Below are 22247 nucleotides of genomic sequence, written 5' to 3'. Positions count from 1 at the left end.
CTCCCGCCCCTCCGCGCCTGCGCGGAGGGGTTCTGGTAATGCAACAAGGACTATTTCAATGGCTGAACAATTCGACGTCGTCGTCATCGGTGCCGGCCCGGCCGGTTACCACGCTGCCATCCGCGCGGCCCAGCTTGGCCTGAAGACCGCCTGCATCGACGCAGCGCTGGGCAAGGACGGCAAGCCGGCCCTGGGTGGCACCTGCCTGCGCGTGGGCTGCATCCCGTCCAAGGCGCTGCTGGATTCCTCGCGCCAGTTCTGGAACATGGGCCACATCTTTGGCGACCACGGCATCAGCTTCAAGGATGCCAAGATGGACGTCGAGGCGATGGTTGGCCGCAAGGACAAGATCGTCAAGCAGTTCACCGGCGGCATCGCCATGCTGTTCAAGGCCAACAAGGTCGCCGCCTATTACGGCTTCGGCGAACTGCAGCCGGGCAACGTGGTCAAGGTCACCCAGCATGACGGTTCGGTCGTCGAGCTGAAGGGCACCAACGTCATCATCGCCGCCGGTTCGGATTCGATCGAACTGCCGTTCGCCAAGTTCGACGGCGAGACCATCGTCGACAACGTCGGCGGCCTGGACTTCACCGAAGTGCCGGCGCGCCTGGCCGTGATCGGCGCCGGTGTGATCGGCCTGGAGCTGGGCAGCGTGTGGAAGCGCCTGGGTTCGGAAGTGACCATCCTGGAAGCGCTGCCGGACTTCCTGGCGGCGGCTGATACCGAAGTGGCCAAGACCGCCGCCAAGGAATTCAAGAAGCAGGGCCTGGACATCCGCCTGGGTGCCAAGGTCTCCAAGGCCGAAGTGACCGGCAAGGGCAAGAAGAAGGAAGTCGCCCTGACCTACACCGACGCCGAAGGCGAGAAGTCGCTGGTGGTGGACAAGCTGCTGGTGGCCGTCGGCCGTCGCGCCGCCACCAAGGGCCTGCTGGCCGAAGGTACCGGCGTCAAGATCAACGAGCGTGGCCAGATCGAAGTCGACGCGCACTGCCACACCGGCGTGAATGGCGTCTGGGCGGTGGGTGACTGCGTGCGCGGCCCGATGCTGGCACACAAGGGCTTCGAGGAAGGCATCGCGGTTGCCGAACTGATCGCCGGCCTGCCCGGCCACGTCAACTTCGACACCATTCCGTGGGTCATCTACACCGAGCCGGAGCTGGCCTGGGTCGGCAAGACCGAGCAGCAGCTGAAGGCCGAGGGCATCCCGTACAAGGCCGGCAGCTTCCCGTTCGCCGCCAACGGCCGTGCCGTGGCGATGATCGAGCCGGCAGGCTTCGTGAAGGTTCTGGCCCACGCCGAAACCGATCGCATCCTGGGCATGCACCTGGTCGGCGCCAACGTGTCCGAGCTGGTGCACGAAGGCGTTCTGACCATGGAGTTCAGCGGTTCGGCCGACGACCTGGCGCGCATCTGCCACGCCCACCCGTCGCTGTCGGAAGTGGTGCACGACGCGGCAATGGCCGTGAGCAAGCGCGCGATCCACAAGGCGAACTGATCGTTCGCGGGTAGTGCCGGCCGCTGGCCGGCATCCCCGGATGCTGAAACCCCGCCTCGGCGGGGTTTTTTGTTGCACGATGACTGCGGAGCAAGGGCGGAGCCCATTGGCACTCGGCGCGTGGCAGGCAAACAGTGTCACCCTCGCCCTCACACGGGCGTCGACCTCCAGTGCGGTAGGCTCACCCCTGAGGTCGCGTTGCATCGCCAAGCCACGGATGCGCGACAGGTGGTGCTCCCGCACCTGCTCGTGGGGCTGCTCAGACAGTGGAGATTTCCATGGAAAACGAACGAATCGAGACCCGCGGCGAAGATGGCCGCAGAGTATTGGTGTTCAAGTTCTGGCCGCAGTTCGACGCGACGATTCTTCCCGGCGCACGCCTGGCCGAAGGCCTGCCGAGATACGCGCTGGCAAACGGCAATTCCGTCACCTTCAACGGTGTGGATTTCGAAATCGCCGCGACCGGCGAAGAGCTGGTCCGGTCGCTGGCTATTGGCCGACCGCCCTCGGGCTGAGTCGTGCGTCGTCCGGGTCCTGGCGCGTGCCGGGACTGCCTGCACCCATCGCGGGTCGCGCATCAACGCTGCGGCGGTGCAGTTTCCCGGTCCGTAGTGTCCGGCTTCGGCGGATCGTCACAGATACGGTGCTGGGCGATCACCTCACCCACCTTCCATTCCTTCACCACCCGGCAGCTCTCCTTGCCGGCGTCCTTGTCGGTCGCCTTGGCTTCCGTCTTGCCGGCAGGGTGCTGACGCTCAAGGTAGGCCGACGTCGGTTGCCTGGCCCAGGCCGGCGCCGCCATCAGCAGCGCCAGCATCGCGATGAGCAGCGGCCTCATGCCGTCACCGCGCCGCGGCCACCGCCGAGCAGGCGTGCCGGCAGCATGAACAGCGCGCGCAGGAAGGCGAACAGCGCCGAGAACGTGATGCCGACCAACCGGAACGGCAGGCTCAGCAGCCATACGAACGGCCAGGCGATCAAGGCGAGGATCGCCAACGGCCAGCACAGCACGAACAACAGGCACCACACACCGAGCGCGAACAAGGTCTTCATCACAGGCTCCCTCGGCGGCACCCCGCCGCCTGCCATCACCTTGGCGCCCTGCCCCGGCCCGGGCAAACGGTTTGCGATGAAACCCGGCTGGGGGCGACGAAACCGGTCGATCTGCGCCCTGCCTCTGCCCGGTAGCGCCGGGCCATGCCCGGCGGGTTGCATGAGTGTGCGGACCAAGGTCCGCACCCACCGAGGAGGTCCGCACCCGCCATTACACCGGCACTGCCCCCGGACGACCGTGGCTCACCTGGAACCGGGCGGCAGTGCGAACTTCCGCATCGCGCCGCAGCACGCTGTCGGCGAAGCGCAGTTCCGCGTCCACGGTCTGCCGGTTCAACTGCAGCTTCCACCAGCCACGCCGGTCACCATCGAAGTACCGGATGTGCGGATTCTGCGGGATCGACGGGCCGTAATACGGGCCATACGGGGTGTCATCGCCACCGCTGCTGATCGCCGGGGCGATGAACTCGGTGGCGATCACCGCTGCATCCCCGGCATCGAAATCCAGCTTCAGGTCATTGACGAACGTGGAGTGCCAGTCGCCGCCCAGTACGATGGCGTTGCCCTGCCCACCGGCCTGCATCGCCTGCAGCAGGCGCTTGCGGGCGGCCGGGTAGCCATCCCAGGCGTCGTTCCAGAAACGTTCGCGCGGCGTGCCCTGCTCCAACCGCAACTGCGCCATCAACAGCTGCTGCACCACCACGTTCCAGCGCGTTCCCGCCGCAGCCGCCATCGACTGCGCGAACCAGGCCTCCTGCCCCACCCCGAGCATGCTCATGCGCGGGTCCAGCGCCGCCTCGCAGCGCGCCGATTCGCCGACGCCACAGGGATTGGCGGGACGGAACTGACGGCAATCCAGCAGCGTCAGCTGGGCCAGGTCGCCGTAGCGCAGGCGACGGTGCACGCGCAGGCCACCGTTGCCGGTGGGCGTACTGCGCATCGGCAGGTGTTCGTAGAACGCGCGATACGCCGCGGCGCGACGGACGATGAAGTCCTCGGTCGGTACGTCGCTCTTTTCCGGATGGATGCCGGAATAGTCGTTCTGCACTTCGTGGTCGTCCCAGATCACCGCGAAGGCGTGTGCGGCGTGCGCGGCCTGCAGGTCCGGGTCGAGCTTGTACAACGCGTACTGGTCGCGATAACGCTCCAGGCTGAGGGTTTCACCGCTGAAGCGCTGTGCATCCAGGGTGCTGCCACGCGCGTTCTGCAACGGGCTGTATTCGTACAGGTAGTCACCGGCATGCAGCACCAGATCAACATCGCTGCGGGCGATATCCGCCAGTACCGGGTAGTAGCCGCTGTTCCAGGCCTGGCAGGTGCACAGCGCCAGCCGCAGCTGCTGCAGCTGCGCATCCGGCAGCGGCGCGGTGCGGAAATGCCCGACCGCACTCTCCTCGCCGCCGTCGCAGGCGAATCGATAGTAGTAATCGCGCCCTGGACGCAGGCCGGTCACTTCCACGTGCACCGAATGGGCCAGCTCCGGCACGGCCGCCGCCACGCCACGCTGCACCAGCCGGCGCATCGACGGATCTTCGGCAACGAACCAACGCACCGGGATCGCCCGCGACGGCATGCCACCGCCGTTGAGGGGATCCGGTGCAAGACGCGTCCACAGCACCGCGCCCTGCGGATCCGGATCACCTGCGGCGATGCCGAGGGTGAACGGATCGCGCCCCAGTCGCGGCCGCGGACCGGTGGCGGCGACGCCGGGCATGGCCGCCAGTGCGATCGCCGCTCCGGTCCCCTGCCAGGCCAGGCGCAGCAGACGACGGCGGGTTTCCGGATCGGCGATGTGCTTCATCAGAAGCGCACGGTTGCGGTGGCCATCACCTGCCGCGGCGCACCGACCTGCATGGTCGCCAGGCTGCGGGTGGGATCAGCGGCGTAGGTACCGTTGGTGTTGATGGTTGCCAGATACTGCTTGTCGGCCAGGTTGGTCAGGTTCAGTGCCAGGGTCAGGTTCTGCGCCGGGCCGAGCTTGCCCATGTCATAGGCCACCGACGCATTGATCAGCCAGTAGCTCGGCACGGAGACGTCATTGGTGTAGGTCACGTAGCGCTTGCCGACGTGGTTGGCGGCCAGGCGCAGGTCCCACGGGCCCGGCGTCCACGCCAGGGTGCTGGCGAACATCCATTCCGGCGTGTCGACCGTCTTCTTGCCGCGGGTCGGCACCACGCCGTTGTTGACGTAGTCGTTGTCGTAGCTGCTGTCATTCCACGACAGCGCATTGGACCAGCTCAGGTCGCGCATCGGCTTCAGCTGCAGGGTCGCCTCGGCACCGCGGCTGGTTACCGAACCCACGTTGGAATACAGCGCCGGGCAACCCAGGATGCCAACGCACTGGGCGATGGCCAGCAGGCGGTTGTCGAACTTGACGTCGTAGACCGCGACCGAGGCTTCATAGCCCTGGCCGTAGCCGCGCCAGCCCAGTTCGATGGTGCGCGACTGTTCCGGCTTCAGGTCCTTGGCGCTGGCATCGAACGCCACCTGCGGGACATTGAACGGACTGCCCACGCCCAGCGCATAGGCCGCGATGTTCTTCGCATAGGAGCCGAAGATTTCATTGCGCTCGTCCAGCTTGAAGTTGAAGCCGGCCTGCGGCAGCAGCCCCTTCTTCGCGGTCAGGCTGCTGTTGCTGGCGTAGCTGCCCAGCGGCGTGCGCACGCTGGTGCGGGTGTTGGGCGACTTGGCGCCGATGTCGATGGTCAGGCGGTCATCGAACAGGCGGAAGCGGTCCTGCACGTAGAACTGGCGGGTGATGGTGGTGTAGCGCTGGTGCCACACGCGCTGGTCCGGATTGCGCAGGAAGAAGTCGTCGGTGATCGGCCCATCGATGTAGTAGAAGTTGCGCTGCACGCTGTGGCCGTTGTCTTCGTACCAGAGGCCTGCTTCCAGCTCATGGCCCGCCACGTTCCAGGTGAACGCCGAGGTCACGCCGGTGCGGTCGATCGCATATTCGGTGGTGCGGATCGAGATCGGAATCTCGCGGCTGGTGCCCGGGTTGGACGGATTGGACGGGCTGAACCAGTGGCCCTGGCCGCGGTTGCTGTGGTTGTAGACATTGACCTTCAGGCGCATCGTCTCGTTGAGGCCGAAGTCACCGGCGATGCTGGAGACATCATCGTTGCGCAGGCCGTGACCCGAGTAGTACGCATCCCACGGGCTGTTGACGCCGCCGCTGTACTGGCCACGCGCAGCGGCCAGGGCACGGTTCCAGTCCGGCGCATAGTTGTCCCAGTTCCAGCCCAGGCGATCGATCATCTCCAGCGACAGGTCCTGGTAATCGGCTTCAACCCGGCGCGAGGCGTTGAACAGCGCGGTGATGCGGCTGTCGACGCCGAAGTTGTAGGTCGCCTTGCCGTTGAACTGCTTGAGTTCGTGCGAGCCCTTGCCCTTCCACTTGTCGCTCTCCGAATATGCACCGGACAGGTAGGCGGCGAAGCCCTGGTGTTCGCCGGTTTCCAGGCGGGCATAGCTGCGGCGCGCGCTGTCGCTGCCCAGGCTCTGCGCCAGCACGACACCGTATTCGGTGGAGGGATCGATGGAATAGAACTGGAACACGCCGCCCAGGTTGCTGGTCGACGGCGTGCCCAGCGCGCCGATACCGGTGGAGACCTCGGCGCCGCCCAGGTTCTCGCTGATCACCGCGCGGCTGATGTGCAGGCCGTTGCTGTTGCCATAGCTCATGTTGCCCAGCGGGATGCCATCGAGCGTGTAGCCCAGGCGGTTCTGGTTGAAGCCGCGCAGGCTGATGCTGGTGGACCACTCGTAGGCACCGGTGGCATCGGCTGATTCGAAATGCACGCCCGGCTTGCTGGCCAGCAGCTTCAGCGGGTTGGCGCCGGGTGGCAGCACCTTCATGTCCTCGGCCGTCACGCGCTGGACCTGGCGTGCCTCGCCGCGGCCGATCACCGAGACCGAATCCAGGGTAGTGGCCGACTGTGCGTCGACGGCAGGAGCGGTTTCAGCGGCGGCCAGCGAAGGCAGTGAGGCACAGACCAGCAGGGCCAGCAGATTGCGGCGAAGCGGAGCATGGCAAGACATGGGGATTCCTTGGGCGCGCTGGACGCCGAAGGGCGGCGTCAAAAGAGCAGCAGCGGCGGAATCGTAGAAGCGTTGCGTTACATGTCATTTACACGCCACGTACGGATTTTTGGCGATCCGGACGGAGAACATGAGGTCGCGGGCCCGAACGAAAAGAGCCGAGCGTGGGCTTGGCTCTCCAGGGCGCGCCGGAATCGTCGGTTATTCGAACGAACCGACCGAGTCGTGGGCCAGGTTGTCGAAACGGGTGTACTCGCCGAAGAACTTCAGCTTGCACGAGCCGGTGGGGCCACCACGGTGCTTGCCGATGATGATCTCGGCCAGGCCCTTGTCCGGCGAATTTTCCTTGTTGTAGTAATCGTCGCGGTAGATGAAGACGATCATGTCCGCATCCTGCTCGATTGCGCCCGATTCGCGAAGGTCGGCCATCACCGGGCGCTTGTCGGTACGTGTTTCCAGCGAGCGGTTGAGCTGGGACAGCGCGATGACCGGCACGTGCAGTTCCTTGGCCAGGCCTTTCAGCGAACGCGAGATCTCGGAGATTTCGGTCGCGCGGTTCTCGCTGTTGCCCGGCACGCTCATCAGCTGCAGGTAGTCGATCACGATCAGGCCCAAGTCGTGCTCGCGCTTGAGGCGGCGGCACTTGGAACGCAGGATCTCCGGCGACACGCCCGGCGTATCGTCGATGAAGATCTTGGTTTCCTTCAGCATCTTGATCGCACCGGTCACCCGGCTCCAGTCCTCGTCCTCCAGCTGGCCGGTACGCAGGCGCTGCGCGTTGATGCGGCCATTGGAGGAGATCAGGCGCATCGCCAGCTGCGATGCGGACATTTCCATCGAGAACACCGCCACGCCCTTCTTCGACTTGATCGCCGCGTACTCGGCGATGTTCAGGGCGAAGGTGGTCTTGCCCATCGCAGGACGTGCGGCAAGGATGATCAGGTCGGTCGGCTGCAGGCCGGCGGTCATCGCATCGAAATCGGTGTAGCCGGTCGGCAGGCCGGTGATGTTGCCGCCATTCTCGAAGCGGTTGCGCAGCTCTTCGAACGCGTCCTTCAACGCGCCGGGCATGGCCACGAAGTCGGTACGGCCGCGCGCGCCCTGTTCGGCAATCGCGAACACGCTCTTTTCCGCAGCGGACAGCAGCTCGCTGCTGTCGCGGCCCTCGGGCTGGAAACCATCGTTGACGATGTCGGTGCCGACCTGGATCAGCTGCCGCAGCACCGCCTTGTCGCGCACGATCTCGGCATAGGCCACGATGTTGGCCGCCGACGGCGTGGTGCTGGCCAGTTCGATCAGATAGGCGCCATCGCCCACCAGCTCCATCTTGCCCTGCGATTCGAACCATTCGCCCAGGGTCACCGCATCGAACGGACGCTCGCGCTCGGACAACTCGCGGATCGCCCGGTAGATCATCTGGTGGTCGCGGCGGTAGAAGTCACCCTCGGTCAACTGATCGTTGACCCGGTCGTAGGCGTCCGGTGCCAGCATCAGGCCGCCCAGCACCGCCTGTTCGGCCTCCACCGAGTGCGGCGGCACGCGCAACTGGTCGATACGCGATTCATCGCGATCGCGATCGAAGCCATCGCCGCGCTCTCTGCGGTTGGAACGGAAGCCGGAACGGGCGGACATGCTGCGGTGTTTCCTGCGAAAGGGGCCAGACCAGTGTAGGCATGCGCCGACCCCGGCGGCCATGGACAAATCTGTGGATAAGCCGTGGAAGAACGGGGGATATCCGCCTGAGCCTGTCCAGACTGGCGCGGGGGCGTCGCATTGCCTGCGACGGGCGTCGTTGCGACGCCCGCAGCGGAGCATTATCGCAGATGGCGACCGCGGCCGCTGGCGTCAATCGCCCTTGGCATATACCGCGATCAGGGCCAGGAACCGGTCCACGTAGCCCTTCAGGAACGTCTGCGTGCCTTCATTGTGGATCGTGCCGTCGGCATCGATCAGGCCATCCTTGAAGTGGATGAACGCCTCGGGCTGGCCAAGCACGTGCATGTCCAGGAAGGCCAGGCTGTTGCGCAGGTGCTGCTGGGCCACCGCCGTGCCGATCTGGCCGATGGAGGCGCCGATCACCGCCGCTGGCTTGCCGGCGAAGGCGCTGTCGCCGTAAGGGCGCGAGCCGATGTCGATCGCATTCTTCAGCACGCCCGGCACGGAACGGTTGTACTCGGGGGTAACGAACAGCACGGCGTCGGCGGCGCGCACCTGGTCTTTCAGGCGCGTGCCCTGCGCCGGGTAGCTAGCGTCGAAATCCTGGTCGTACAGCGGCAGGTCGCCGATCTGCACATACTGGAAGCGCGCCTTGTCGCCGGCCAGCTTCTCCAGCGCGTGGGCCAGCTTGCGGTTGCACGATTCCTTGCGCAGGCTGCCGACGAAAACGGCAATGGTGGGGACGGACATCAGGACATACTCCTCACGGTGCGGAAGAGCCAGCCTAGCGGCCGCGCCCTTCCCCACCGGTGAAGATCAGCCGCGCTGTACGCCTGCGCGCACCTGCCGCCAATGGTCCTGCCAGGCCTGGAACATCAGCACGTTCCACAGGTGCGTGTGCCACTTGCGCTGGCCGCCCAGGAACTGCTGCCACAGCGGCTGCACAGCCGCGGCCGACAACACCCCTTCACGTTCCAGCCGCGCCGGCTGCAGCAGCTCGTCCGCCCAGGGCTTCAGATCGCCCTTCAGCCAATCACTGACCGGCGCGCCGAATCCACGTTTGGGCCGGTGCACCATCGACTGCGGCACGTACCGCCCCAGCACGCGCTTGAGCAGCACCTTGCTGGTCGATTCGCTGCGCTTGAAGCCCAGCGGCAGCGACCACGCGAACTCGGCCACGCGCCAGTCCAGCAAGGGCGCGCGCGCCTCCAGGCTGACCGCCATCGAGGTGCGGTCGACCTTGCACAGCAGGTCATCGGGCAGATAGCTGACGAAGTCGGCCAGCATCATCGCGTCGGCCGGCGTACCGGCACCATGCAGCGGATCGGCCAGATCGTAGAAGCTGCCCGCCTCGCTCGCACCGATCACCGCCGCCGCCGGATCGCGCCAGCGCGAAATGCGGTTGCGATACACATCGCCGATGCCGCGCGCGCCGGTTTCGGCCAGCAACGCGGCCAGCCCACCAGTGCGCGATGCTTCACCCTGCTGGTGCGCACGCGCGCCCATCCAGCGCCGCAGCGGCGCGGGCACCCGTCCCAGCATCTGCCAGTTGCGCAGCGCGCGTACATAGCGGGTGTAGCCGAAAAACAGTTCATCGCCACCGTCACCGGACAACGCGACGGTCACGCCCTGCCGGGCGAGGCGGGCGACCAGCGCGGTCGGCACCTGCGAGGCATCGGCAAAGGGTTCATCGAACATCGCCGGCAGCTGCGGCACCACCGCCAGCGCGTCCGCGCCGCTGACGTACAGTTCGGTGTGATCGCAGCCAAGGTGGGTGGCAACTTCCCTGGCCAACGGCGCCTCGTCGTGGTGGGAGCCGCTGAAGCCGATGCTGAAGCTGTGCACCGGCTGCCCGCTCTGCGCCTGCATCAGCGCCGCCACCAGCGACGAATCGGTGCCGCCGGACAGGAATACGCCCACCGGCACATCGGCCACCATGCGCAGCGCCACCGCATCGCGCAACAGGCCATCCAGCTGCTCCTCGGCCTCCTCGATGCGGCCCTGGAACGGTGCGGCCAGTGCGGCCTGCATGCGCGCACGCGCGTCCCAGTACGGGCGCTGTGCCTGCTCAGGGCGATGTGCGCTGGCCCCTGCCGCCACCGCCGCCGCATCCAGCCGCAGCACGCGGCCAGGCATCAGCTTGTAGCAGCGCTGGTGGATGCTGTGCGGTGCGGGGATGTAATCCAGCCGCAGCAGCAGCGTCAGCGCATCGCGGTCGATATCGTTGTCGAAATCCGGATGCTGCCACAGCGCCTTCAGCTCGGAGCCGAACACCAGCGCATCACCGGCCCAGCCGTAGTACAGCGGCTTCTTGCCGACCCGGTCACGGGCCAGCCACAGGCACTGTTCCTGGCGATCCCACAAGGCGATGGCGAACATGCCGTTGGCGCGCTGCAGGGTGTCCTCGACGCCCCACTGCAGGATCGCGGCCAACAGCACCTCGGTATCGGAATGGCCACGGAACGCATGGCCCAGCGGCTCCAGTTCGGCGCGCAGGGCGGCAAAGTTGTAGACCTCGCCGTTGTAGGCCATCACATAGCGGCCGTCGGCCGAGGCCATCGGCTGGTGGCCCAACGGTGAAAGATCGAGGATGCTCAGGCGCCGGTGGGCCAGGGCGATGCCGGCGGCGGCATCGACCCAGGTACCGCCGTCATCCGGCCCGCGATGGTGCAGCGCCTGGCCCATGGCCAGCGCCTGCGCCTGCAGGACCTCGGCCGGCGTCTGTGCCGCCGGCAACAACATACCCGCCAATCCACACATGCATCAGGGTTCCTGCGCCAGGTCGAGGGCGGCGCCAATCACCGCATTGTCGCTTGGAAGCCCGAACATTGCTGCCCCCGCCAGCGGCGTATAGGTATCGGCACCGCAGACCCGGCGCACCGGCAGGTGGCCATGGCCGGCCTCGACCAGCGCGGTGATCACGCCCTCGCCGACGCCCCCGCTCTGCCGCCCCTCGTCCAGCACCAGCACCCGTTGCGCGGTGGCGGCCTGGGCGCCGATGAAGGCGGCATTCAACGGCACCAGCCAGCGCAGGTCGACCACCCGCACCTGCCAGCCCAGCTGCTGCTCGATAGCGGTCGCTGCGCGCAGCGCCATCGGCACACCGTTGCCGTAGGTGAAGATCACAAGATCGGTGGCATCCGGCGCGTACACCCTGCCCTCGCCCAGCACCAGCGCCTGCCCGGGTGCGGGGTAGTCGAACAACCACTGGCCATCGCCGGCCGCGTGCAGATCCTTGGTCATATACAGGGCGATCGGTTCCAGGAACACCGCTACCCGGCCATCCACGCGGGCCAATGCCGCCAATGTGCGCAGCATCATCACCGCATCATCGCCACGCGACGGACAGCCCACCACCAGCCCCGGGATGTCACGCAGCGCCGTGATCGAGTTGTCGTTGTGGAAGTGGCCGCCGAACCCCTTCTGGTAACCCAGCCCGGCCACCCGCACCAGCATCGGGTTGCGGAACTGGTCGTTGGAGAAGAACTGAAGCGAGCAGGCCTCGCCGCGCAGCTGGTCGATGGCGTTGTGCAGGTAGGCCAGGTACTGGATTTCCGGAATCGGCAACATGCCCATGTTGGCCAGACCCTGGGCCATGCCCAGGATCATGGTCTCGTCCAGCAGCGTGTTGAATACCCGGCGCGGGCCGAAGCGGCGCAGCAGGTCGCGCGTCACCGTGTAGACGCCGCCTTTCTGCGCGACATCCTCGCCAAACAGCAGCGCCTGCGGATACTTGCCCAGCAGTTCCTGCAGCCCGTGGTTGATCTGGATCGCCAGGTGCCGCGGCGGTTGCCGTTCGGGCAGCGCGTCGGCGCCGCCGTACAGCGCCTGCCGGGCCTCGACGGGCGCCACGCGCTCGGCCTCGGCCTGTACCGCTGCCGGCGTATAGGGCGCCAACGGCGTGATCACTTCCTGCAATGTCTGCAGCTTCGGACGCGTATCGGCATCGATGGCAGCGGCCACGCAGCGCGCGCGCAGGGTTTCATAGGCGGCCTCGACGCCTGCCGCATCCATCCAGCCCGATTCCAGTGCGATCTGCGCCGAGCGCAGCAGCGGGTCCTGCGCCTCGGCCGTGCACAGCTCGGCCAATGCGCGCCATTCCACTTCGAAGTCGGTACCGGCGTGGCCCATCAACCGCGTGGTCCGCAGGTGCAGGAACGTGGGCCGACGCATGCGCCGGCAATGCTCGACCGCCGCCTGCACCTGCGCGTGCCCGGCCGCCAGGTCCAGGCCATCGGCGAAGAAATAGTCCAGGCCCGGTTGCCGGCTGAAGCGCTCTGCGATCCATCCTTCAGGTGTCTTCACCGAAATGCCGAGACCGTTGTCTTCGCACACGAACAGGATCGGCACCGGCAGCTTCTGGTAGGCCGACCACATCGCGGTATTGAACGCGGTCTGCGCGGTGGCATGGTTGGCCGAGGCATCGCCGAAGGAGCACATCACGATGCTGTCGGCCGGAATCGGCAGCGGCTGGCTCAGGCGCCTGCCACTCTCGATCGCCAGCGCGGTACCCAATGCCTTGGGCAGGTGCGATGCGATGGTCGAGGTCTGCGGCAGCACCCACAGCGGCTTGCTGCCCCATACTTTGTGACGGCCGCCACTGGCCGGATCGTCGGCACTGGCGGCGAAGGACAGCGCGGCGTCGCGCACGGGGTCCATGCCTGGCACCAGCCGGGCGCGTTCGGCCATGAACGCGCCGGAACGATAATGCAGGAAGGCGGGATCGGTGTGGCGGCAGGCGCGCGCAAGCAGCGCGTTGCCCTCATGACCGGACGAGCCGATGGTGTAGAAGACCTTGTTCTGCACGCGCAGTACGCGCGCCATCAGGTCCAGCTGGCGGCTGAGCAGCTGCGATTCAAACAGTTCGCCGAACGCGGCGGCCGTCAGGGTGCTGCCGGGCAGGATCGGCGCATCCGGCGCCGGACGCGGTCGCGGCATGCCGCGCCAGGCGCGTACGGCCTCAAGGAAATTGACGTCACAGACTTCGGCACGGTTGAGGCCGCGCATGCGTGCGGGAATGGGATCTGGAACCACAGCGAACATCGAACACCCTCCGTGCCGTTGTTGCGAACCGTGGCGCCAGGCCTGCGCGACCCTTTACACGGGTCGAGCACGCCCGGCGCTGCAGGGGAATCAATCCGGTGCGTTGAACCGCGCGCGCACCTCGGCGGTCACCGCGGGCATGGGCACGAAGCGAGGCTGCGCGCGCACCCGCTGCAACCAGGCCCGCACCTGCGGGAATGCATCCAGCGCGATGCCACCGTCGGCAGCGACATCGGAATAGGCGAACAGGGCGATATCGGCGATGCCGTAGTCATCGCCGGTAAACCACTGCGCCTGCCGCAGATGCTGTTCCATCACCGCCAGGGCGCTGGCAGCGCGCTCCTGCAGGCGCGGCAGTTCAGCACGGCGTGGCGAGTCGGCCGGTGTCCAACCGCGGATGAAGCGTGCCACCGCCACGCAGGGTTCATGCGTGTACTGCTCGAAGAACATCCAGCTCAATGCCTGCGCACGCTGCCAGCCGTCGGCCGGAAGATACGGCGTGCCCTCGGCCAGCCAGAACAGGATCGCATTGGATTCGGTCAGCACGCGGCCGTCGTCGCGCACGATCAACGGCACCTTGGCATTGGGGTTGAGAGCGAGAAATTCCGCGCTATGGGTCTGGCCGTGGGCACTGTCCACCTCCACCCAGCGGTAGCGGCTGCCCAGCTGTTCCAGCAGCAGGCGCACCTTGTGGCAGTTGCCCGAAACCGACATGCCATGCACCGTCAACGGAATGCGCTCTTCCACCATTGCCTGCTCCAGGGAGGTGCCGGCCTGTAGCCGGCTGCCCGCAGTCTGGCAAGCAGCCAGGCGATTGCCAAGCGCGGGTGCAGCATGACGGGCGATGCATCCTGTAGATGCCGAGCCCATGCTCGGCTGCTGCTCGACAAATGCAGCCGAGCATCGGCTCGGCTCTACAACGGCGAACGGCGCTGTTGCCATTGCTCGCGCGATTGCCCCCAGATTTCCAGCGGCTTGCCTTCATAGGGCGGGGGCAACTGCCCCATGCGCAGCAGCGTGCTGCCCAGCTTGCGCGCAACCACTTTCGAGTTCTCGTTGTCTTCGGCGATGGTGTGGATCACCTCGTCCCAGCCCAGCGTATCGAACGCCCAATCGATGGCTGCGATCGCCGCCTCCGGTGCGTAGCTCTTGCCCCAGCTGGCACGGCGGATGCTCCAGCCGACCTCGGTACCGGGCCAGTCCTGCGGCTGCCACGGTCCCATGCGACCGATCCATTCGCCGCTCGATTTCTCGATCACGCTGAACATCGAGAAGCCGAACAGCTGCCACGCCCCGGCCAGGCTGCAGAAGCCGCGCCATGCCACCGACGGTGACTGCACGCCACCCAGCGTGCGCATCACCTCTTCGTCGGCACAGAACGCCAGATAGGGTGCGTAGTCCTGTCGCTGCGGCGGGCGCAGGATCAGGCGTTCGGTTTCGATGCGCAGGTCAAAGATGCTCATGGGGTCATGGTAGATCCACGCCACGCATGGATGAACCCCACCCATGCAAAAAAAACAGGCCGGCAAAAGCCGGCCTGTTCCATGCTGCGTCGTAGTCTGGGATTACTGGCGGTTGGCCGTCGAATCCGCGGCGGCGGCGGTCTGGGTGACCAGCTGCCCATCCACCACCGGCAGGCGATCGCTGGCCGGCTTGTTGTCCAGACGCACGGTCTTCTCTGCACCGTCGTAGCGGTAGGTCACGTTGTAGCCCTTGACCACGTCGCTGGTGCCCATGGCGATGCGGTTGCCCGGCTTGCTGCCCATGCGCATGGTGCCGGTGGTGCCGTCTTCATTGCGGTAGGTCACGTTGTAGCCGGTGACACGGCTCGACTCGGAGGTCGCCGTTTCGGTGTGGCACTGGCGCTCGGTGCGGTTGACCACGCGGCCACCCACGTGGCGCTTGTCGACCTGGTTGCCGATGAAGCCACCGGCCACGGCACCGGCAGCAGTTGCAGCCTTCTTGCCGTTGCCGCCGCCCACCTGGTTGCCCAGCAGGCCGCCGACCACGGCACCGACCACGGTGCCACCGACGTTGCCATCACGCTCGGGCAGGCGCTCCTGCACCACCACGTCCTGACAGACCTCATGCGGGGTCTGGGTAGTGGACGTCTCGCGCACCGGATCGGTGCCGATCACAGTGGCATAGGCCTTCTGCTTCTCGGTGATCGGATCGACCTTCAGCACATCGGCGTATTCCAGGCCACGCGGCGCAGTGGCGTCCACTGCGTCGCCACGCGCGCCATCGTCGGTGGCATTGCCATCGACCAGACGCGATTCACTCGGGTTTCCGGCGCTGAGCTGCTCAGGCGACTTGTCGCCACTCTTCATGAAGGCGGCGGTTGCGATACCACCGACCAGCAGCGCGCCCGCTGCGACCAGGACAGTTGTAGTTGTGCTTTTCATGACCTGCTCCTTGCGGACCGTCCGCAACGTTCTCAGGCCAGATTGCAGCATGCGGTGCCTGAACGGAATCTCCACATTTCCTGCTCACCGTCGTAACCCATTCAGCATCGGGAAATGCTGGGCCCGTGGTAGCGTTTGCACATTCCCCCCAGGAGCACCCCGTGATGGCCAATCCGATGCTGCTGCCGGTCCTGCAATGGGCGCGCCGGCTGCGCTACCCCACCCTGTTCAAGCTGACCGCCGGCCTGTTCGCGCTGACCCTGTTCATCCCCGACCCGATTCCGTTCATCGACGAACTGATGCTGGGCCTGGGCACCCTGCTGCTGGCCAACTGGAAGAGCCGCAGCGCGACCACGCCACCACCGCTGGAGCAGCGTTGAACCTGCTGGTCGACAGCCACTGCCATCTGGATGCCAGCGAATTCGACGGCGACCGCGAGGCGGTCATCGACCGCGCACGCGCTGCCGGCGTGCAGTGGCAGGTGGTGCCGGCCGTCACTGCGGCCAGCTGGCCAAAGCTGCGCGCGGTCTGCCAGCAGGCGACGGGCCTCTACCCCGCCTATGGCCTGCACCCGATGTTCCTGGACCAGCACCGGCCTGAACACCTGCCGCAACTGCGTGCGTGGATCGAGCAGGAGCGACCCTGCGCGATCGGCGAATGCGGGCTGGATTTCTTCGTCGAGGGCCTGGATGCCGAGGCCCAGCAGGCGTATTTCCTCGGCCAGCTGAAGCTGGCGCGCGAGTTCGATCTGCCGGTGATCGTGCATGCCCGCCGTGCAGTGGATGCGGTGATCGCCGCGATCCGCCGCATCGGTGGCCTGCGCGGGGTGGTGCACAGCTTTTCCGGCAGCCCGGAACAGGCCGCGCAGCTGCACAAACTGGGATTCCTGCTCGGCCTGGGCGGACCACTGACCTACGAGCGCGCGCAGCGCCTGCAACGGCTTGTCCGCGAGATGCCAATGGAACAACTGCTCCTGGAGACCGATGCGCCGGACCAGCCCGACGCGGGGATCCGTGGCCAGCGCAACGAGCCGGCGCGGCTGGCGGTCATTGCCCGCCACATCGCCGCGCTGCGCGGAATGGACATTGAAGACGTGGCGCGGGCCACCACGGACAACGCGCGGCGGCTGTTCAGCCTGCCCGCACCGTAACGCTAGTGCCGGCCGCTGGCCGGCAACCCCGAAACGTTTGAATCAGCGCAGATGCCGGCCAGCGGCCGGCACTACCCGATCACACCCCGGCCTCTGCCTCAACCGCTTCGGCCTTCACCTTCTTCGGCTCCAGCAGCATCTCCAGCGCCTTGCCCACGGCGGCAAATGCGAACGCGCCGGTGATGTGGGTGGCCGCGCCCAGGCCAGCGCCGCAATCCAGCTTCAGCGCCGCATCCGCGCCCAGGTTCGGCCGCAGGCCACAGACGCTGCCGTCGGCCTGTGGATACTTCACGTTCTCCAGCGAATACACCGCCGGCACGCCGAAATAGCGCTTGGCATTCTTCGGGAAGTTGAATTCGCTGCGCAGCTTCTTGCGGATCAGCGCCAGCATCGCGTCATGCTCGGTGCGCGAGACATCGCGGATGCGCACCAGGGTGGGATCGGTACGGCCGCCGGCCGCGCCGACGGTCAGCAACGGCAGCTTGCGGCGGCGGCACCAGGCGATGGTTTCCACCTTCACCCGGAAGCTGTCACAGGCGTCGATCACCAGGTCGAAACCGCGGTCCAGCAGTTCGCCCATGTTGGCCGGGGTCAGGAACGCCTGCACGGCGTCGACCTCGATCTGCGGATTGATCGCCCGGCAGCGCTCGGCCATGGCCTCGGCCTTGTTGCGCCCGTAGTTGCCCTCCAGCGCCGGCAGCTGCCGGTTGGTATTGGATACGCAGATGTCATCGGCATCGATCAGGACCAGATGGCCGACCGCCGAGCGCGCCAGCGCCTCCACCACCCACGAGCCCACGCCGCCCATGCCGACCACGGCGACACGGCTGCCCTGCAGGCGCTCGAGCGCGCCGACGCCATACAGCCGTTCGATGCCGGCGAAGCGTTGTTTGACCTGTTCGTTCATCGGGCTATTTTAGCGTGCAGATCCCCTGACGACTGCACGCCGACACCGAACCCACCGTTGCATGTCCGGAGCGCCCGCCATGAGTGCCAGCCCACCCCGCCGCCCGTCCACCGCCTACCGCTATCTGTTCGTACTCGGTCTGGGCCTGCTGATCGGCCTGATTGCCACGGTGATGGTCGGCCGTGCCCTGCAGGCGCGCCGCGACCCGTTCCCGGACAGCCTGATGCAGGTGATGCAGCGGCAGGCGGATCTGCTGCAGCAGGCGCAGCAGCAGAACCGCTGCAGCCTGGGCGACAGCGTCCCGCGCCTGCAGGTGCTGCGACTGCTGTCCAACGACCTGGACCTGGCCTTCCCCGGGTTGAAGGACAGCCGGCAGTTCCAGCAGCACGCCAGCAAGTACCGCGCCGACCTCAATGCGGCTTTGGCCAGCCCTCCCACCGACTGCACTGCGTTGGCGCAGCAGGTGCAGGCCCTGAAGGACGATTGCCGGGCCTGTCATCAGGATTTCCGCTGATTCATCTTCGAGTGGGCGAAGGCACATGTGGTTGGCGCCTTGTTCACGTTGAAAAGAGGAGGATTCGCTCACCCTGCTGCATGACGCAGTACCACCCAACGCACCCGCCTTCACGGCCAGGAGACGCCCCATGAAGATCCAGCTCATCGCCGCCAGTGTCATCGCAACCGTCGGCCTGGCCGGCTGTGCCACCTCGCCGGGCTATGGCGGTGGTGGTTACAACAACAACGGCTACAACAACGGCGGCTACGGCAACAACTCCGGTTACAACCAGGGTCGTTGCGCCGACTGCGGCATCGTCACCCGCATCAATGCCGTGCAGTCTGGCCGTACCGCGCCTTCCGCCACCGGCGCGATCCTCGGCGGCATCGTCGGCGCGGTCGCCGGCCATGAGATCTCCGACCACACCGGCGGCAGCCGCGGCAACAAGAACATCGCCGCCGCAGCCGGCGCCGTGGGTGGTGCACTGGCGGGCAACCAGATCCAGAAGAACGTCACCAGCGATACGTATGACATCAGCGTGCGCATGGATGACGGCCGCACCATCGTGGTCAACCAGCGCGACCTCGGCGGCATCCGCGAAAACACCTATGTCCGCGTGGTCAACGGCAAGGTCATCCTGCGCTGAACCGAAGCGGGCCCCGGCCGAACAGAACCGGAGCAACAAAAAAAGGCCCGCTTGCGCGGGCCTTTTTCATGCCGGCAAGCGGCAGGAATTACGCCGGCTGGACCTTGTCGGCCTGCAGGCCCTTCTGGCCCTGCACGACTTCAAAGCTCACAGCCTGGCCTTCCTTGAGGCTCTTGAAGCCCTGGGTCTCGATGGCACGGAAGTGCACGAACACGTCCTCGCCATTCTGCCGGCTGATGAAGCCGAAGCCCTTGGCATCATTGAACCACTTCACGGTACCGTTCTCGCGATCAGCCATCTCACTAACTCCCTTTGACTCTCTACTTGTTGTTGGATACGCCTGTTGGGCGGCTGACAAGCAAGGGGGAAGCGAGGTGCATCGATGCAGCGGATCGGAACGATCTTGCTTCATCAGGCCACGATCCACGGTGACCTTGCCAAGCTCAGCGACTGCAACTTAACCCGACCAAAACGAAAAAGCAACTGGCAAAAACCTTTCACTGTCAACCCCAAAAACACAACCATACTGGACAGCATGGACCTCTCATTCATCTTGTATCTGCTAGCGGTCATTTTTGTCCTGATCGGCATCGCAGGCATCGTCCTGCCGGCCCTGCCGGGCATCCCGCTGGTCTTCGTCGGATTGGTACTTGCTGCGTGGGCAGACGGCTTCGTCCATGTCGGCTGGCCGACCCTGCTGATCCTCGGCGTACTGACTGCGCTGTCGCTGCTGGTCGACGTGCTGGCGACCGTGGTTGGCGCCAAGCGCGTGGGCGCCAGCCGCAAAGCGCTCTGGGGCACGTTCATCGGCAGCATCGTCGGCCTGTTCTTCATGCCGATCGGCCTGTTCGCCGGACCCCTGCTCGGCGCCCTGCTGGGCGAGTACTGGCATACCCGCGAGCTCGGCCGCTCGACCAAGGTCGGGCTGGCCACGTGGCTCGGCATCCTGCTGGGTCTGGCGCTGAAGCTGGCGCTGGTGATCGCGATGCTGGGCCTGTTCGCCTTCGCCTGGTTCCTGTGAGGCAGGCGGCCTTCACGCAGCGCGCACGCACACGCCGGGCATAAACCCGTGGGGCTGGCCGTTACCGGATGCAGCCGCCACACTGTCCCTCTTTCCGCATTCATTCCGAAGGGCCTGCTGCAATGACCCTCTCTCCGTTGTTCCCCCGCCTTGCACCGCTGGCGTTGGCCCTGGCCAGCGCGCCAGTGGCAGCGCAGGAATTCGCGCCCAGTGCCGAGGCCTCGCCGGCCGCCTGCGCGGCCATCACCACCGATGCCGCACGCCTGGCCTGCTACGACCGCCAGTTCGGGCGCACGCCGCAGGCCACCGCCGAAGCTGATGCGGCCGCCGAAGCCGCCGCACAGGCACGCCGCGAGCAGCGCAACACCACGCGGGTAAGCCAGGGCGAGGAAAAACTGCGCGAACGCGTCAGCGATCTGTTCCGTTCCGAAGCGCCGGACAGCGCACTTGCCAACGCCGGCCGTGGTTCGCTGCTGGACAGCCGCTGGGAACTGGCCGAGGACTCCAAGCTGGGCCCGTTCCAGCTGCGTGCGTACAAGCCCGTGTACCTGCTGCCGGCCTTCTGGACCAGCGATCGCAACACCATGCCGCACTCGCCGAACCCGGCCAACAGCGTGACCACCCCGCAGGTGCTGGACAGTGCCGAGCTGAAATTCCAGATCAGCTTCAAGACCAAGATCGCCGAGAACCTGTTCGGCGACAACGGCGACATCTGGGCCGGCTACACCCAGAGTTCGCGCTGGCAGGCCTACAACGGCGAGGACTCGCGCCCGTTCCGCGAGACCAACTACGAGCCGGAAGTGATGATGGTGTTCCGCAACGGCTACTCGATCGGTGGCTGGCGTGGGCGGATGACCGGCATCAGCCTCAACCACCAGTCCAACGGCCGTGCCGATCCGCTGTCGCGCAGCTGGAACCGGGTGATCCTGAATGTCGGCCTGGACCGCGAGAACTGGGCACTGGTGCTGCGTCCCTGGTACCGCATTCCCGAGACCCGCAGCGACGACAACAACCCGGACATCGAGGACTACATGGGCCGCGGCGACGCGACCCTGACCTGGAACCGCAAGGGTCACGAGGTCTCGTTGATGGCGCGCCACTCGTTGCGTACCGGTGACCGCTCGCACGGCGCCCTGCAGCTGGACTACGGCTTCCCGATCAGCAACCTGCTGCGCGGCCATGTGCAGATCTTCGACGGCTATGGCGAAAGCCTGATCGACTACAACCACAAGGCGACCTATGTCGGCGTGGGCGTGTCGCTGCTGGAATGGTTCTGATGGAGGTGACCATCTGGCATAACCCCGCGTGCAGCAACTCGCGCGGGGCGCTCAAACTGATCCGCGACGCGGGTGTCGAACCGCTGGTGATCGAGTATCTGGGCAGCCCGCCCGACGTGGCCACGCTGCGCCAGGTGCTGGCCGAATCCGGCCTGGCAGCCACCGAACTGGTGCGCAGCAAGGAACCCGAGTTCGCCGCACTGGGCCTGCACGGAACCGACGACGACGCCCTGCTGGCCGCCATGGCCACCCACCCACGGCTGATCAACCGCCCGGTGGTACGCACCGCAAAGGGCACCCGCCTGTGCCGGCCACCGGAAACGGTGCTGGAGATCCTGTAACCCGCCCCGCTTTGGTAGAGCCGAGCATGGCTCGGCTCTACAGAACGGGTTACCGCCAGTCGGTGATGCCTTCGCGGCGATAGACCTCGGCGAACGCCGGGCGCGCCTTCAGGCGGTCCGCATACGCCTTCAACACCGGCCAGTGGTCGCTGGGCGTGGGCATGTTGCGCGACCAGCGCATCAACATCACCAGCATGAAATCGACAACGCTCGGCGCATCGCCAAGCAGGTAGGGGCCGCCGCTCTGCAGGTGCGTGGCAACATGCTGCCACGCCGCTTCCAGCTGCTGCCGCGCCATCGCACGCACGCCGTCGATGCACTCGCCACCCGCCGCTTCATGCGCGTAGAACCAGGCGCGGTACGCCGGCTGCACGGTGTTGGCACACCAGAACATCCAACGATAGGCCTCACCGCGTGCGGGCACGCCGACGGCAGGCAACAACCCTGCCTGCGGATGACGATCTGCCAGATACAGCGCAATCGCGGCCGCCTCGGTCAGCGCCTGGCCGTCGATCAGCAGGGTCGGCACCTTGCCGGCCGGATTAAGGACCAGGTAGTCGGCCGACTTGTGCTCGTGCGTATCGAAATCGAGCAGCACCAGTTCGTGCTCGATGCCCAGCTCGATCAGCAGCCAGTGCACCACCAGCGAGGCGGTGCTGGTGGAACCATACAAGGTGGTGCGCATATGACCGGTCCTGTGCGGGGAACGGATG

23 protein-coding genes are annotated in these 22247 nt (G+C 66.3%); 9 read left to right on the top strand and 14 right to left on the bottom strand.

Features of this window, described 5'->3' with window-relative positions; translation table 11 throughout:
* Positions 1-58: 58 nt before the first annotated feature.
* Both lpdA and HFK18_RS12205 read left to right on the top strand, forming a co-directional pair.
* The gene (lpdA, locus tag HFK18_RS12210; RefSeq protein ID WP_032951934.1) at positions 59-1495 is read left to right on the top strand and encodes a dihydrolipoyl dehydrogenase; all 1437 of its coding nucleotides are present in this window, start codon (positions 59-61) and stop codon (positions 1493-1495) included.
* A gap of 278 nt (positions 1496-1773) precedes the next feature.
* Positions 1774-2010: a hypothetical protein gene (locus HFK18_RS12205; protein ID WP_180166444.1), complete on the top strand. Its 237-nt coding sequence runs from the start codon at positions 1774-1776 to the stop codon at positions 2008-2010.
* A 62-nt stretch (positions 2011-2072) separates the two neighbouring features.
* Here the strand turns inward: HFK18_RS12205 and HFK18_RS12200 are convergent, their stop codons facing one another.
* The 11 genes from HFK18_RS12200 to HFK18_RS12150 all read right to left on the bottom strand — a co-directional run bounded on the left by HFK18_RS12200 (position 2073) and on the right by HFK18_RS12150 (position 15696).
* Entirely contained in the window at positions 2073-2333 is a 261-nt protein-coding gene (locus HFK18_RS12200) for a hypothetical protein (RefSeq protein ID WP_180166443.1), read from the bottom strand.
* Positions 2330-2548, bottom strand: coding sequence for a hypothetical protein (locus HFK18_RS12195; RefSeq protein ID WP_099821131.1), 219 nt, complete (start codon positions 2546-2548; stop codon positions 2330-2332). The genes HFK18_RS12200 and HFK18_RS12195 overlap by 4 nt, the downstream gene beginning before the upstream one ends.
* A gap of 211 nt (positions 2549-2759) precedes the next feature.
* Positions 2760-4349: an alkaline phosphatase D family protein gene (locus HFK18_RS12190; RefSeq protein ID WP_180166442.1), complete on the bottom strand. Its 1590-nt coding sequence runs from the start codon at positions 4347-4349 to the stop codon at positions 2760-2762.
* Positions 4349-6592 (bottom strand): TonB-dependent receptor, encoded by a 2244-nt coding sequence (locus tag HFK18_RS12185; protein WP_180166441.1) that lies wholly within the window; start codon positions 6590-6592, stop codon positions 4349-4351. Before HFK18_RS12185 ends, HFK18_RS12190 begins: the two co-directional genes overlap by 1 nt.
* A 201-nt stretch (positions 6593-6793) precedes the next feature.
* A complete protein-coding gene (locus HFK18_RS12180) occupies positions 6794-8224 on the bottom strand; it encodes a replicative DNA helicase (RefSeq protein WP_099821134.1) in 1431 nt (476 codons plus the stop codon).
* Between the two features lie 213 nt (positions 8225-8437).
* Positions 8438-8998 (bottom strand): NAD(P)H-dependent oxidoreductase, encoded by a 561-nt coding sequence (locus HFK18_RS12175; protein ID WP_180166440.1) that lies wholly within the window; start codon positions 8996-8998, stop codon positions 8438-8440.
* 66 nt (positions 8999-9064) lie between these two features.
* Positions 9065-11008, bottom strand: coding sequence for an asparagine synthase (glutamine-hydrolyzing) (gene asnB, locus HFK18_RS12170; protein WP_180166439.1), 1944 nt, complete (start codon positions 11006-11008; stop codon positions 9065-9067).
* 3 nt (positions 11009-11011) lie between these two features.
* Positions 11012-13291: a thiamine pyrophosphate-dependent enzyme gene (locus HFK18_RS12165; RefSeq protein WP_180166438.1), complete on the bottom strand. Its 2280-nt coding sequence runs from the start codon at positions 13289-13291 to the stop codon at positions 11012-11014.
* A gap of 90 nt (positions 13292-13381) precedes the next feature.
* Complete coding sequence (locus tag HFK18_RS12160; protein WP_180166437.1) at positions 13382-14041, bottom strand: glutathione S-transferase family protein; 660 nt, start codon at positions 14039-14041, stop codon at positions 13382-13384.
* A gap of 164 nt (positions 14042-14205) precedes the next feature.
* The gene (locus tag HFK18_RS12155; protein ID WP_180166436.1) at positions 14206-14754 is read right to left on the bottom strand and encodes a GNAT family N-acetyltransferase; all 549 of its coding nucleotides are present in this window, start codon (positions 14752-14754) and stop codon (positions 14206-14208) included.
* A gap of 102 nt (positions 14755-14856) precedes the next feature.
* Positions 14857-15696, bottom strand: coding sequence for a glycine zipper 2TM domain-containing protein (locus HFK18_RS12150; RefSeq protein WP_089236153.1), 840 nt, complete (start codon positions 15694-15696; stop codon positions 14857-14859).
* Positions 15697-15860: 164 nt separating this feature from the next.
* Here HFK18_RS12150 and HFK18_RS12145 point away from each other — a divergent pair, with 164 nt between their 5' ends.
* Complete coding sequence (locus HFK18_RS12145; protein WP_180166435.1) at positions 15861-16076, top strand: DUF6116 family protein; 216 nt, start codon at positions 15861-15863, stop codon at positions 16074-16076.
* Entirely contained in the window at positions 16073-16846 is a 774-nt protein-coding gene (locus HFK18_RS12140; protein WP_180166434.1) for a TatD family hydrolase, read from the top strand. Before HFK18_RS12145 ends, HFK18_RS12140 begins: the two co-directional genes overlap by 4 nt.
* 79 nt (positions 16847-16925) lie before the next feature.
* Here the strand turns inward: HFK18_RS12140 and HFK18_RS12135 are convergent, their stop codons facing one another.
* The gene (locus HFK18_RS12135) at positions 16926-17753 is read right to left on the bottom strand and encodes a tRNA threonylcarbamoyladenosine dehydratase (RefSeq protein WP_180166433.1); all 828 of its coding nucleotides are present in this window, start codon (positions 17751-17753) and stop codon (positions 16926-16928) included.
* Positions 17754-17832: 79 nt separating this feature from the next.
* Between HFK18_RS12135 and HFK18_RS12130 the strand changes: the two genes are divergently transcribed.
* Together HFK18_RS12130 and HFK18_RS12125 are read left to right on the top strand one after the other, a co-directional pair.
* The gene (locus HFK18_RS12130) at positions 17833-18267 is read left to right on the top strand and encodes a cytochrome c (RefSeq protein WP_180166432.1); all 435 of its coding nucleotides are present in this window, start codon (positions 17833-17835) and stop codon (positions 18265-18267) included.
* A 130-nt stretch (positions 18268-18397) separates the two neighbouring features.
* Positions 18398-18895 (top strand): glycine zipper 2TM domain-containing protein, encoded by a 498-nt coding sequence (locus HFK18_RS12125; protein WP_100552990.1) that lies wholly within the window; start codon positions 18398-18400, stop codon positions 18893-18895.
* 88 nt (positions 18896-18983) lie between these two features.
* Here HFK18_RS12125 and HFK18_RS12120 read toward each other — a convergent pair whose 3' ends face one another.
* Positions 18984-19193 (bottom strand): cold-shock protein, encoded by a 210-nt coding sequence (locus HFK18_RS12120; protein WP_025876765.1) that lies wholly within the window; start codon positions 19191-19193, stop codon positions 18984-18986.
* 237 nt (positions 19194-19430) lie between these two features.
* On the opposite strand from HFK18_RS12120, the gene HFK18_RS12115 reads away from it, so the two are divergent.
* The 3 genes from HFK18_RS12115 (at position 19431) to arsC (ending at position 21534) form a co-directional block, all read left to right on the top strand.
* On the top strand, positions 19431-19916 hold the full coding sequence (locus HFK18_RS12115; RefSeq protein ID WP_099821145.1) for a DUF456 domain-containing protein: 486 nt from the start codon (positions 19431-19433) through the stop codon (positions 19914-19916).
* Positions 19917-20038: 122 nt separating this feature from the next.
* Positions 20039-21193, top strand: a complete 1155-nt coding sequence (locus HFK18_RS12110; protein ID WP_180166431.1) for a phospholipase A — start codon at positions 20039-20041, stop codon at positions 21191-21193.
* On the top strand, positions 21193-21534 hold the full coding sequence (gene arsC / locus HFK18_RS12105) for an arsenate reductase (glutaredoxin) (RefSeq protein WP_180166430.1): 342 nt from the start codon (positions 21193-21195) through the stop codon (positions 21532-21534). The genes HFK18_RS12110 and arsC overlap by 1 nt, the downstream gene beginning before the upstream one ends.
* Positions 21535-21583: 49 nt before the next feature.
* Here the strand turns inward: arsC and HFK18_RS12100 are convergent, their stop codons facing one another.
* A complete protein-coding gene (locus HFK18_RS12100; RefSeq protein ID WP_180166429.1) occupies positions 21584-22219 on the bottom strand; it encodes a glutathione S-transferase family protein in 636 nt (211 codons plus the stop codon).
* Positions 22220-22247: the final 28 nt, after the last annotated feature.

Source organism: Stenotrophomonas sp. SbOxS2 (assembly GCF_013416715.1).
Lineage (GTDB): Bacteria > Pseudomonadota > Gammaproteobacteria > Xanthomonadales > Xanthomonadaceae > Stenotrophomonas > Stenotrophomonas lactitubi.
This window is presented reverse-complemented; position numbering and strand designations above follow the sequence as displayed.